This is a genomic window from Echinicola marina (genome assembly GCF_020463795.1).
Classification (GTDB): Bacteria; Bacteroidota; Bacteroidia; order Cytophagales; family Cyclobacteriaceae; genus Echinicola; species Echinicola marina.
Map to the genome: position 1 here is coordinate 5604751 of NZ_CP080025.1, position 12750 is coordinate 5617500.

Annotated in this window: 12 protein-coding genes and 2 rRNA genes (1 of these 14 only partly in view); 4 read left to right on the forward strand and 10 right to left on the reverse strand. The window is 39.7% G+C overall.

The window, feature by feature from the left end; genetic code table 11:
- Positions 1-212: 212 nt before the first annotated feature.
- The 3 genes from fabG (at position 213) to KZP23_RS22670 (ending at position 2180) form a co-directional block, all read left to right on the forward strand.
- A complete protein-coding gene (gene fabG, locus KZP23_RS22660; protein WP_186758300.1) occupies positions 213-959 on the forward strand; it encodes a 3-oxoacyl-[acyl-carrier-protein] reductase in 747 nt (248 codons plus the stop codon).
- A gap of 178 nt (positions 960-1137) precedes the next feature.
- The gene (locus KZP23_RS22665) at positions 1138-1986 is read left to right on the forward strand and encodes an SPFH domain-containing protein (protein WP_226334074.1); all 849 of its coding nucleotides are present in this window, start codon (positions 1138-1140) and stop codon (positions 1984-1986) included.
- A gap of 14 nt (positions 1987-2000) precedes the next feature.
- On the forward strand, positions 2001-2180 hold the full coding sequence (locus tag KZP23_RS22670; RefSeq protein ID WP_186758304.1) for an Arc family DNA binding domain-containing protein: 180 nt from the start codon (positions 2001-2003) through the stop codon (positions 2178-2180).
- 9 nt (positions 2181-2189) lie between these two features.
- Here KZP23_RS22670 and KZP23_RS22675 read toward each other — a convergent pair whose 3' ends face one another.
- From KZP23_RS22675 to KZP23_RS22685, 3 genes are read right to left on the reverse strand one after another with little or no spacing between them, the layout of a single operon-like run.
- Positions 2190-3680, reverse strand: a complete 1491-nt coding sequence (locus tag KZP23_RS22675; RefSeq protein WP_226334075.1) for a TolC family protein — start codon at positions 3678-3680, stop codon at positions 2190-2192.
- Positions 3673-5034 carry an ABC transporter permease gene (locus KZP23_RS22680; protein ID WP_226334076.1) on the reverse strand — a complete coding sequence of 454 codons (1362 nt, stop codon included), beginning with the start codon at positions 5032-5034 and terminating at the stop codon, positions 3673-3675. The genes KZP23_RS22675 and KZP23_RS22680 overlap by 8 nt, the downstream gene beginning before the upstream one ends.
- A 12-nt stretch (positions 5035-5046) precedes the next feature.
- Positions 5047-6417 (reverse strand): efflux RND transporter periplasmic adaptor subunit, encoded by a 1371-nt coding sequence (locus KZP23_RS22685; RefSeq protein WP_226334077.1) that lies wholly within the window; start codon positions 6415-6417, stop codon positions 5047-5049.
- Between the two features lie 195 nt (positions 6418-6612).
- Between KZP23_RS22685 and KZP23_RS22690 the strand changes: the two genes are divergently transcribed.
- The gene (locus KZP23_RS22690) at positions 6613-7380 is read left to right on the forward strand and encodes a class I SAM-dependent methyltransferase (RefSeq protein ID WP_226334078.1); all 768 of its coding nucleotides are present in this window, start codon (positions 6613-6615) and stop codon (positions 7378-7380) included.
- On the opposite strand, the gene KZP23_RS22695 is transcribed toward KZP23_RS22690, so the two are convergent.
- From KZP23_RS22695 to KZP23_RS22725, 7 genes are all read right to left on the reverse strand, one after another.
- The gene (locus KZP23_RS22695; RefSeq protein ID WP_226334079.1) at positions 7377-8339 is read right to left on the reverse strand and encodes a glycosyltransferase; all 963 of its coding nucleotides are present in this window, start codon (positions 8337-8339) and stop codon (positions 7377-7379) included. The two genes, KZP23_RS22690 and KZP23_RS22695, sit on opposite strands and share 4 nt — an antisense overlap.
- Positions 8339-9301 carry a glycosyltransferase family 2 protein gene (locus KZP23_RS22700; RefSeq protein WP_226334080.1) on the reverse strand — a complete coding sequence of 321 codons (963 nt, stop codon included), beginning with the start codon at positions 9299-9301 and terminating at the stop codon, positions 8339-8341. Before KZP23_RS22700 ends, KZP23_RS22695 begins: the two co-directional genes overlap by 1 nt.
- The gene (locus KZP23_RS22705) at positions 9302-9829 is read right to left on the reverse strand and encodes a DUF4199 domain-containing protein (protein ID WP_226334081.1); all 528 of its coding nucleotides are present in this window, start codon (positions 9827-9829) and stop codon (positions 9302-9304) included.
- Between the two features lie 5 nt (positions 9830-9834).
- Positions 9835-10347 (reverse strand): DUF4199 domain-containing protein, encoded by a 513-nt coding sequence (locus KZP23_RS22710; protein WP_226334082.1) that lies wholly within the window; start codon positions 10345-10347, stop codon positions 9835-9837.
- On the reverse strand, positions 10340-11584 hold the full coding sequence (locus KZP23_RS22715; protein ID WP_226334083.1) for a dihydroorotase: 1245 nt from the start codon (positions 11582-11584) through the stop codon (positions 10340-10342). Before KZP23_RS22715 ends, KZP23_RS22710 begins: the two co-directional genes overlap by 8 nt.
- A 165-nt stretch (positions 11585-11749) precedes the next feature.
- Positions 11750-11861, reverse strand: a 5S ribosomal RNA gene (gene rrf / locus KZP23_RS22720).
- Between the two features lie 83 nt (positions 11862-11944).
- A 23S ribosomal RNA gene (locus tag KZP23_RS22725) occupies positions 11945-12750 on the reverse strand; it runs 2071 nt beyond the window's last position.

Sequence of the window (12750 nt, forward strand, 5' to 3'; positions counted from 1 at the left end):
TAGCTTTCTTAACCAACGCAAATTTAAAATATTTAAGCTCAGAAAAAAATTTGGTTTCCATTATTCAAAGGGCTCAAAGACAATTTAAAATCATATTATATAGATGCTAAAAAAGGATAGGACTGATCCACCTTTAAAACCATCGGCAACTTGTTTTTGGGAATAAATCCCTATTTTTGACCATTCAATATGAACTAACAATAACAATAAATATGGGATTACTTTCAGGAAAGACAGCCCTTATCACCGGGGCTTCCAAAGGAATAGGTAGAGCAATTGCTATTAAATACGCTCAAGAAGGTGCCAACGTCGCTTTCACATTTTTGTCAAGCGTGGAGAAAGGTCAAGCCTTAGAAAAGGAATTGGCTGAATTTGGCATTAAAGCCAAAGGTTACCGTTCAGATGCATCAGATTTTCAGGCTGCTGACGATTTGGTGGCTGATGTAATTAAGGAATTCGGTTCTTTGGACATTTTGGTAAACAATGCAGGAATTACCCGCGACAACTTGCTAATGAGAATGACTGAAGAAGCTTGGGACGAAGTAATGAATATCAACCTAAAATCTTGCTTCAATACCGTAAAAGCAGCCAACAGAACCATGATGAAACAAAAATCAGGAAGCATCATCAATATCACTTCTGTGGTAGGTATCAAAGGAAATGCTGGTCAAGCGAACTACGCAGCTTCAAAAGCGGGCATCATTGGCTTCACCAAATCCGTAGCCTTGGAATTAGGTTCAAGAGGAATCCGAAGCAATGCAGTCGCTCCTGGCTTTATCGAAACTGAGATGACCGAGGTATTGGACGAAAAAACTGTACAAGGCTGGAGAGATGCTATCCCTATGAAACGAGGAGGCAAGCCTGAAGAAGTGGCTGACGCCTGTGTATTCTTAGGTTCTGATATGAGTTCTTATATTTCAGGACAAGTTATTCAGGTTAACGGAGCCATGTTAACTTAAGAATAAAGAACAAAGAGCTTAGATTAAGGAGCCAAGAAATGAGATTCTTGGCTCTTATTTTTTTATAGTGTCCCCGCTAATCTTTCCAAGGTAAAGTCCTTCAAGCCTCCTCCCCTTAGACAACCTTTTATAATTCAATACGTTATTTATTATGATATCATTTTAACATCATAACAATATGGAAAAAATAACTAAGCCCATTTCAGGTTATATCATGGTTTTTATTGAACTATTGATCATAGCAGCCATCGTTGTATTAGTAGGAACTGGTAGTTTTGTGCTGGGTATCATCTTCGGGATAATATTTATCTTTCTTCTCCCAGGTTTCTTTATCGTGGAACCCAACAAAGCCATGGTACTGCTTTTATTTGGCGCCTATAAGGGCTCCGTAAAGTCCAACGGTTTCTTTTGGGTAAACCCATTTATGATCAAGCAAAAGATTTCTATGAGGGTAAGAAACTTTGAAAACACCCCTTTAAAGGTCAATGACAAAATAGGTAACCCCGTCATGGTGGGAACCATTGTAGTCTGGAAAGTGGAAGACACCTTTAAAGCTTCCTTTGAGGTAAATGACTATGAAAACTTTGTCCACTTACAAGCAGATGCTGCCGTCAGAAAAATGGCAGGCCTTTACCCTTATGACAATTTTGAAGCAGAAGATGCGGAAGTCACCTTACGTTCGGGCGTCGAAGATGTGAACAAATCCTTAGAAGATGAAATCAGTGAACGTTTACAACATGCCGGCATTAAGGTAATCGAAGCCCGTATCAGCCACTTGGCCTATGCTTCAGAAATTGCCAGTGCCATGCTTCAGAGACAACAAGCATCCGCCATCGTTGCTGCCAGAAGGAAGATTGTCGATGGTGCAGTGGGCATGGTAGAAATGGCATTGGATGATCTGAAAGAAAAAGAAATCATCGATTTTGATTTAGAAAAACGCGCCACTATGGTGAGCAACTTAATGGTTGTATTGTGCTCTGATAAAAGTGCCAGTCCTGTACTGAACGTAGGTACCTTACATCAATAATAAAGGATTAAAATATGGCTGGTAAAAAAGCTTTTGCCCTAAGAATAGACGAAAAATTAATGAAGGCTGTGGAGAAATGGGCGGCTGATGAATTCAGAAGTACCAACGGTCAGTTGGAGTGGATGATCCATGATGCCTTAAAAAAAGCAGGTCGCTTACCCAAACCTGGAAACACAAAAAAAGAGGCCGAATAGGCCTCTTTTTTATTTGCTTGGTTCTAAATCTGGATTGTATAATAATTGATCGTTTTGAAAATCATACAAGGTCAACTGCCTCAATTCATAATAGGCTGCCCAGTACTCCTGTAACGACTGAATATAGCTTCTCTTATTTGAATCTTTCTCTTGCTGGGCGATATTGAGATTGGTAATATCTACCTTTCCACTCAAATAACGCTGACGGGAAATTTCATATCTTTTAGCGGCCACTTCATCAGCCTTTTCACTAATAGTAATCCTATCTCTCAGCTGCTGAAAATTCTTCACTTGGGTAAATACTTGTTGCTCAAAATTGATAATATCCTGCTCAACTGTATAATTCACATATTTTTGATTGGCTTTAGCTTGCCCCATTCTAGCTTTGTTTCTTCCCCAATCGAGAATAGGCACACCTACAGATAAATTAACAATAGCTTGTTGATTAGGATTTTGATATACACCAGAAAAATTTCCAGCGGCATTATTATACCCGTAACTCGCATTTAAATTTAAATCAAATCGATCACCTTTAGCTTGGGCTACTTCTGCCTCTGCCTGCAACTTCCTAATATTAAAGTCCACAGCTTCAGAATTATTTTCAAAAGCCAAGTTTATTGCCTTTTCCACATCCACTTCAAAAGCTGGTATCTCATCAGGCAAAACCAAATCAAAATCAACATTTTCATTAAGGCCAATATAAGACCTTAAGGACAATGCAGAAGATTCCAAATCCAGTTTAGCCGAAGCTAAGGATTGATCTGCCTCAAGCACTGACAGTTCAACCTGAAGCAATTGATCCTCAGTAGTTGTCCCAATATTATACCGTCCTCTTTCTATTTTATAAATAGCCTCAGTATTGGTTTTATTTTGCATCGCAATATCATAACTCACCTGAGCAATCAAATACCTGAAGAACAATTGAGTCGCTGTTCGACTGATCTGCTCCATTTCTTCAACATAGCTCTTCTTACTTTGCTCATATACCAAGGGTTGTATTTTTTTATCCCATTTCAACCTGTTATATGCAAATATTGGCTGACTAAGCCTAACGTTTACTGGAACACCACTCCACCTGACACCTTCTTCATTATCCTGTGCATAATAATTATCAAATCTACTTGTCGAAGTATTAACTGAAATCATCCCCCCCGTCGCAGTAATACTCTGTTGCAAACCAACACCAAGATCTATTAAACTCTGCTCAACTTGCCTGTACTCATAAGTACCATCAGGTTGTTGTACTGGCGTTACAGACTGTTGATAATTAGGTAATGTCCCCTGCAATCTTAACTGAGGATTATAATTGGATTTATAAAAACGATAAGCCCAATATCGGTTTTCCTTTCTTGTTTCGGCACTTAATGCCGCTGGTGACCGTGACTTAGCCCTGGCGATAATGTCCTCCAAGGAATATTTAATTTTTTCCTGCCCCAAAACCGTATTCGAAATACATAAAACAGTAATGGCAAATAATAAAAGCGTTAATCGTTTATTCATGTCTTAAAGAAGTTATAGGGTCTTGATTCGCTGCCCTTTTGGCTGGTGCGATCCCAAAAATTAAACCTACTGTAGCGGCCACACTAAAAGAAACCATGATGGATGAAATAGTTATAATGGTAGGGAAATCTCCAAATCTGGAGACCATACTGGCCAGGATAACGCCCAATATGACCCCAATAATCCCTCCTGAAACAGATATCATCATGGCCTCAAAAAGGAACTGATGGACTATATCCGTCTTTTTTGCCCCCAAGGATAACCTCAGCCCGATCTCCTTGATCCTCTCCATCACAGAGGCCAGCATAATATTCATAATGCCTATCCCTCCTACTAAAAGTGAAATCCCTGCAATCGCTCCCAGCACTATATTGAAGATGTTTTGTGTCCTTTGCTGCTGTTTCAGCAATAGCTCTGGAATGGTTATTTCAAAATCTATCACATTATAGTGCTTCCTTTCTAAAAGACGGGAAAGCACTTCTGCGGTAGGCTGAAGCATATGACTCTCCTTTACCTGCACCACCAACTTATCTATCTGATGAGGATTGGTTTGTGATGCACTTCCCCCTGAAGCCCCAACAATAGTACGTATTCTTCTCCCCCTTGCTCCTGAAACCAGGCTCCCTGAGGTGATCATATCACGGTTTTTATAACGCACCAACATGGTCTGAACAGGAATGTAAACATCCATATTATAATCCCTGATCCCCAATTTGGCAATACTCTTATCTGAAACAATTCTTTCCTCAAGTATCCCTATCACTCGCAACCATTTGTTACCACATTTGATCATTTTACCAATAGGGTTTTCGGTACTGAAAAACTTAGTTTGTACCCCTCTACCGATAATACAGACAGGATCTCCCTTTATCAAATTATTTTCGGTAAACATAGAACCTTCACGAAGATTGAAGTTGGTCACATCAAAATACTCAGGCGTCACACCTACCAATTTCGCAGATCTACGCAACCCACTTTTGACAATATAGGTATCCAATATAATTTCAGGACTGAGCTTTTGGATCCCAGGTATCACTTCCCTGATCGCCTCGACATCCAGCATTCTAAGACCTGGAGAAAACTTATTCTTTTCCTCTCCGGGACCGGAACCACTTGCTTCATCCAATTCTTCTTCTACCTGCTCCACTATAGGTTCAATGATGATATTATTCACTCCCACCAGTTTGATCTGCTCTAAAATCTCCTGCTGGGCACCATTACCGATGGCCATCATGGCAATCACAGCCGCTACACCAAATATTATCCCCAATGCCGTCAATAAAGAGCGCAGCCTATTGGCCATCACCGCTTCAAAGGCGCTGTAAAAATTGGAGAGAAGTCTCGCATTAATCATATATCAAAAAAATTAATTTCCTGGTCTCTGAGGTCTTCCACTGGCAGGTCCACCACCTCCAGGTCTTCTTCTTTCTTCTTTAGCTTCAATAGATGGCTCAACAGCTTCGTCATCCTTAGGATTTCTTTTCCCATCCAAAGCGGCCAATAATTTGACAGGTTGGCCTCCATCTGCCCAAGAAGGAATAGAAAGATAGACCTTATCTCCCTCTTCTAAGCCCATTTCTATTACCACCTCATCATAATTGGAAGTCCCTAACTTCACCTCTTGCTTAGCTCCGTTATTTAGATAGACATAATTTATACTATCATTTTGTACATGCACGGCTTCTAATGGCACAAAAAGCGCCTCACCTAAATCCTGGGCAATAATCGCATTACTGGTAGTCATAGCTGGACGCATCACCGGATCACTTTCATTCACAAGAATGGTCACCTCAAAAACTTTGGCATCAGAATTAGGTCTTTGCTGTCCTACATTGGCCACCCTCGTCACTTTCCCAGTGAATTTTTTCTCAGGGAAAGCATCCAAACCAATCTCTACTTCTTGACCAATCTTCACTTTTCTGATCTCTACCTCATTCACATAGGTAATACTTTGCATTTCTGTCAAATCTGGTAAAGTGGCCACTACAGGATTCCAGGCACTAATCTGTGAACCTTCGGAGATTTTGGTGCCATCCCAGTTGGATTGGTAAATCACCATTCCATCTTGAGGAGCTTTGATAGTAAAATCCTCCAACAATGATTTCATTTGTTCAAATTCTCGTTCTTCCTTTCTTAACCTAGCCGTACGCTGTACCATCTGAGCAACTGCTTGCTCATACTTGATTTTATAGTTTTCTTTCGCTTGGTCCAGATCCCTTTTGGCCTTTTCCAAATCATATTCATTTTGCTTGATCGTAGCCGGCGGTTCATATTGAGACTGCTCTAGCACCAGCTTCTTTTGTTCTACAGTATAATCCAAATTCAGAATCTTATCCCGTTCTTGTCTCAAAGTCAGCGCAGTATCCAACTTTGTTTTTTCATACTCTGCAATCTCGGAATCGAGGTTATTTTGGCCATCACTGATCTTTCCAAATAATTCAGACTTATCCAATGAGGCTATAAAATCTCCTTTATTCACCACAGTCCCCTCATCTACCATTTTTTCTATGGTCAATTGGTTAACCCTAAAATCCCTAGCCCTGACCGGACCAAGGATTTGCACTGAGCGAAGTGCTTTCAATTCTCCAGTGGTGGTTATCTCCACTGTAAAGTCTCCTTTCCTTACTGGAACAATCAAGTCCGCAGCCCCACCGGACGCAGTAGGAGAAAAAATAAAGTACAACAGCACTATGACCGCCACACTCCCTAAACCGACAAATATTAAATTCTTTTTCATGATTGAATTTTATTAAGCATAATCACCATTAGCTATAACAACAAAATTAAATTTTTTATCACTAAGAAAAGACCCAACTACACCCAAATATAGCCATTGAAATAAAACCTCAAACTAAATTCTTAATTAAAAATTGTTAAAAGAGAAAAAATTGTTTTACTAAATTGCAGCCTTGAAAAATTATTCCCCTCTAAAATGAAACAAATAATCAGTTTTGTCATCCGATATATCCCAAGAAGTTTTTTACAATTAATCAGTCATTTTATCCTAAGGATCATGGCTGTTTTTTATAAGGGAAACAAGGTCAACTGTACAGTATGTGACCATTCCTTCCGAAAATTCTTACCATATGGAAGAAAAGCCAGAGAAAATGCCCTATGCCCTAACTGCCTTGCCCTGGAACGCCACAGACTCATGTGGCTCTTCCTTCAGCAAAAAACCAATTTCTTTTCAGCCCCTTTGAAAGTGCTTCATGTGGCACCGGAACTGTGCTTTATTGACCGCTTTGAAAAATTGACTAACCTAGACTATATCACAGGAGATATAGAATCCCCATTGGCAAAAGTAAAAATGGACATCCACGACATCCCTTTTGAAGACAATAGTTTTGACGTGGTCTTTTGTAATCATGTAATGGAACATGTGGATGATGACATTCTTGCTTGTAAGGAAATCAACAGGGTACTAAAACCTGATGGATGGGGAATCATCCAGTCCCCTGTGTATGATATTCCTATGACCCTGGAAGACAAGTCCATCTCCTCCCCTGCGGAAAGAGAAAAGCTATTTGGCCAAAGAGACCATGTAAGAAAATATGGAAATGACTATGCTAAAAGACTAAGTAAATCAGGGCTCGTAGTAGAAGAAAATAATTTTGTTAAGGAACTATCAAATGAGTTTGTTTCCAAACATGCCTTGCCTCCAAAAGAAATCATTTATTACTGTAAAAAGGGACTAAATTAATCTTTGAATCTATTATCCAATAGTGCCTTGATCATTCCTGCTCCATAGGAGAATAACTGGCCATATGCACATAAAACTGCTAATAGACCAACCCCGAGAGATTGATTACTTATGCTAGCGTCCAAAAAGACACCTAAAGTCCACAAACCATAGAAAAAGACACCTACAATAAAAAGACTCGGAATAATAAAAAAAGAAAGGAGTGTTAAAACAGCTCCCAATAAAAAGCCTGAGGGCATTAAATGAACCGCCTTTATCGCTCCTGGATGATATCGGTTGACATTAACCCTGTTCATCCCAAACGAAAAACTCTGCTTAAGGAAAGATCCAAAATCACTTCTCCTTTTATGATAAACATAAGCTTCCTCTACCAATTGCAGGTTAAATCCAGCATTTTTTATTCTTATACTGAGCTCAATATCCTCTCCTTGATTAGGGTCCACAAATCCTCCTAGACGCTCATACACTTTTCTTGAAAACCCCATATTATAACCTCGCGCTTGATATTTCTTAGGATCTGCCACCTTCCCTCTGATTCCTCCAGTAGTCCAAATAGAAGTCATACTAAAGTTAATAGCCTTTTGAAAATCAGAAAAATCTTCCATCGCATTATCTGGACCACCATGTGCATCCAATCCTTTCTCATTTATCACTTCACGAAGCAGCTTAAAATAATCATTAGGAATGACGCAGTCAGAATCAAAAAACACCCAATACTCCCCTTGAGCCTTTAGCATACCAAAATTCCTGGCAAATCCCTGCCCTGTATTCTCTTGGAAATAATAGTGAATATCCAACTGTTGTTCAAAATCGGCTACGACTTGATCACTCCTAATTTTGGAACCGTCTTCTACGATGAGTACTTCAAAATCACCATCGGACTGTTGACAAAGACTCGATAAAAGCTCTCTTAATTCCCCTGGACGATTAAAAACTGGAATGATAACTGAAAAGTACATCAATTTTCCAAGTTTATCTCTTGATCAATATTGTAATCATTTCTTTTAGTAGTATTGGAAATCAGCATCTCAGCTAAAAATCCCGTCAAGAAAAGTTGCACCCCAACAATCAAAGCTACCAAAGCCAAATAAAACAATGGTTGGTCGGTAATTTCGCGCACAAAAAGCCCATTCCTAAGTCCATAAAATTTCTCGAAAGCCAACCAGACGGTAATCAAAAAACCAGTCAAAAAGGACAAAGTACCTAATGTGCCAAAAAAATGCATAGGTTTCTTTTTATACCTATTGACAAAAGAAACTGATATTAAGTCCAAAAAGCCATGAACGAATCGCTCAAGCCCAAACTTAGTTTCACCATATTTTCTTGCCCTGTGATCCACTACCTTTTCACCAATCTTAGTAAAACCATTCCACTTGGCTATCAATGGAATATAGCGGTGCATCTCTCCATAAATATAAATCTGTTTGACCACCTTATTTTTATAAGCTTTCAAGCCACAATTGAAATCATGTAAATTAATACCTGATATCACCCTGGTCACCCCATTAAAAAACCGGGAAGGCACCGTTTTACTGATTGGATCATGACGCGTTTTCTTCCATCCAGAAACAATATCATATCCTTCTTCCTTAATCATCTTATACAGGCCAGGAACTTCCTCAGGACTATCTTGTAAGTCGGCATCCATGGTAATGACTACCTCACCCTTAGCCTTCCCAAACCCAATATCAAGTGCTGCAGATTTTCCATAGTTTCTACTAAAGCATATCCCTTTCACATGTCCATTTTCTCGGGCCAGGGAAGAAATCACCTCCCAAGAATCATCTGTACTGCCATCATTGACGAAAATAACCTCATAATTCAGATTATGCCGAACCATTACCTTATTAATCCAATGGGACAACTCAGGTAATGATTCTTCTTCATTAAAAACTGGAATTACTATGGAAACTTGAATCATTTATACGATTTGACTATTTGTTCTTTTATTAATGGCCACAGCTATCAAACCAATGATCAGTGCTCCAATTAATGCATTAATCAAGGATGATCCTGCAAAAAATTCAGCTGATTGAAAAAATTTCATAAATGCCGGAACATTGTCAGGATCATAGGTAGCCCCCATTTTCTCTTGAGCTTCAATTTGCGCTTCAACTATCCTTTGTACATATTCAGTATCCACGACTTTGAGATAGATATAAAACATAAGTCCTCTTAAAGCACCTCCTATTAGGCCAACTAGAAATACAATCTTAAAGCCTTGACCAAAACTCAGTACCCCACTATTTGCCTCTCTATATTCTTTCGTACTGAAATAATAAACCCCAAAAGCGATCAATATTGACAAAAAGCCAGAGGCTGCCTGTGCTCCAAAACCTTGAGAAGAAAAATCGAACATCGCTGAAATCAGTATTATTATAGTACCAATAATACCATAAATAAGTCCCCATTTTTTTGAAGCCTCTCCTATTGTCATTTGATCATCCATAATATTTAAGATTTAGTTCTTTTTAAAATTATGGAAATAATAATTGTAAAAAATAATTCCAACATGAAAATTTTCAAAAATACATCCAATGCAATATCCGATATACTCATGCTTAAATTTTTGGCCATGGTTTCCTCAAACGCCTCCTTATTCACATTCTCAGTGATATAATCCTTCTGTCCCTCAAGCCAGGCAATCTTCTCAGCCCTGTGACTTAAAAATATTTCTTCGTCAAAATTCAGGAACAAGGCGATTCCTAATGCCGTTACCAAAGCCAATAAAGTATATATAACAAAACCAACCGTCATACCTTGGGCAAAAATCAGTTCTCCATCACTATAATGATCCCTGAAATTCTTCATACCTATAAAGACAAACACTGGAGTGATCATACAAGCAAAAAATAATGTAAAATCTATAGGTTCCAAGTCTAAGGCTTTTAGCACCCAAAACGCAAGCAATGAAAGTGCACCTCCTACTATCCCAAAAAGGTAACTGTTCTTAATGTATTTAGTCATCCAAACGTACAAATTTACCCTTATTGATAACAGCTTTAACGCGTCCTGTTAATCTTTGGTTAAAGAACGGAGAGTTCTCTGAAAGTGATTTATTTGATTTTTTATCAAATGACCATTCCTCATTTGGATCAAATAAAGTCACAGCACTTAACCTTTTAGATTCATCTTTAATTACCTTGGCAGGCCCCGAAGTAATCTTTTGTATCAACAATGGCCATCCCAGCACCTTTTCAAGTTTAACCAGTGCAGGTAAGAAAGTCTGTAGACCACTCATTCCAAAAGCAGCTAGATCAAACTCCATATGTTTCGAATCAAAATCTTTTGGTTGGTGATTAGAGACAATCGCATCAATGGTTCCATCTTTTAATCCTTCAATTATTGCTTCCCTATCATTTGCTCCCCTAAAAGGAGGGATTACTTTCAAATTACTATCATAATTGATCAAATCTTCATCTGAAAACAACAATTGATAAATAGAAACATCAGCACTAATATTTAATCCATCTGCTTTAGCCTTTCTAATAGCATCCACACCTTTTGCTGTGCTCACAGTTTGAATATGCAAATTGCCTCCTGTATATCTCAAGATCTCAATATTCTTTTGAATAGCAACTTCTTCTGACAAATTTGGAATCCCCTTCATCCCTAAGGCTGTTGAAGTATAACCTTCATGCATTTGCCCAAAAATAGACAACAAAGGATCATAGGATTGATCAAATAAAATTCCATCAAATTTTTGTAAATACTGAAGCACCTTCATCATCCTATCGGAATTAGAAACTGGCACCACTCCGTCTCCAAAAATATTAACTCCATGATGGTTAATATCCAAGATTTCAGTGAGGTCATCGCCCTTTGTATCCTTGGTTACAGCCCCTTGAATATGAATATTAGTCAAAAAGTCCTTAACCTTATTCTTAACAAATTCCACCTCATTTTTTGATTGGATGGTAGGTTCTGTATTGGGCATTATAACAGCTTGGGTAAAACCTGAATATTTAAGCGATTCGCCAAGACTTTCGAAAGTTTCTTGATATTCAAATCCAGGCTCTCCAACCCCACATCTTAAATCAATCCAACCTTCAGAAGCTAACCAATTGGAAACATCCACTACCTCATCAAATTTTTCATCTTCACCCTCTAAAGGTCTTAATATACCACCATCAAAAACATAATCTTGAGGTGCCAAAATTGAATCTCCCTGAATTAATTTTAAAGATTTGAATAGAATTGCCATGCTGTTTTTATTTGTGCAAATCTGCCATTTTTTTTGCTAAAAATAAACCACAATCTAAAAAGTTTATCCATTTACACCTTTAGGAGGCCATAGATAAAAAGAGAACCTAGGACAAGGGCATAAAAAAAGGCCCCTTTGACATTTCTGTAAAAGGGGCCTGATAGGTGAGGGCGGCGACCTACTCTCCCGGGTGTAACCCCAGTACCATCGGCGCGACAGGGCTTAACTTCTCTGTTCGGGATGGGAAGAGGTGGATCCCCTGCGCCGTACCGCCCAAATTCTTCTGGCTAGGTCGCCTAAGTTCTTGCTATTTATGTTTTTAAAGTACCAATGACTACTTAAAGATAATACAACATTTCCACAGGTAAGCTTTCGGGCTATTAGTACTGCTCAGCTATGCCGTCTCCGGCTTTACACCTGCAGCCTATCAACGTCATCGTCTATGACAACCCTGTACGGAAACCTCATCTCGAGGTGGGTTTCGCACTTAGATGCTTTCAGCGCTTATCCCTTCCGGACGTAGCTACCCGGCAGTGCAGTTGGCACCACAACCGGTACACCAGCGGTCCGTCCAACCCGGTCCTCTCGTACTAAGGTCAGATCCTCTCAAGTTTCCCACGCCCGCAACAGATAGGGACCGAACTGTCTCACGACGTTCTGAACCCAGCTCGCGTGCCACTTTAATGGGCGAACAGCCCAACCCTTGGGACCTTCTCCAGCCCCAGGATGTGACGAGCCGACATCGAGGTGCCAAACCTCCCCGTCGATATGAGCTCTTGGGGGAGATCAGCCTGTTATCCCCAGAGTACCTTTTATCCTTTGAGCGACGGCCCTTCCATACGGTACCGCCGGATCACTATACCCGTGTTTCCACCCTGCTCGGCTTGTCGGCCTCGCAGTCAAGCTCCCTTATGCTATTGCACTCCGCGCACGGTTACCAAGCGTGCTGAGGGAACCTTTGGAAGCCTCCGTTACTCTTTTGGAGGCGACCACCCCAGTCAAACTACCCACCAAACAATGTCTCCCTTGTACAGGGATTAGACACCAAGCAAACAAAGGGCCGTATTTCAACAGTGGCTCCAAAACGCCTGGCGACGCCCCTTCATAGCCTCCGGCCTATCCTACACATCGTTTACCCAATGCCAATGTTAAGCTGCAGTAAAGGT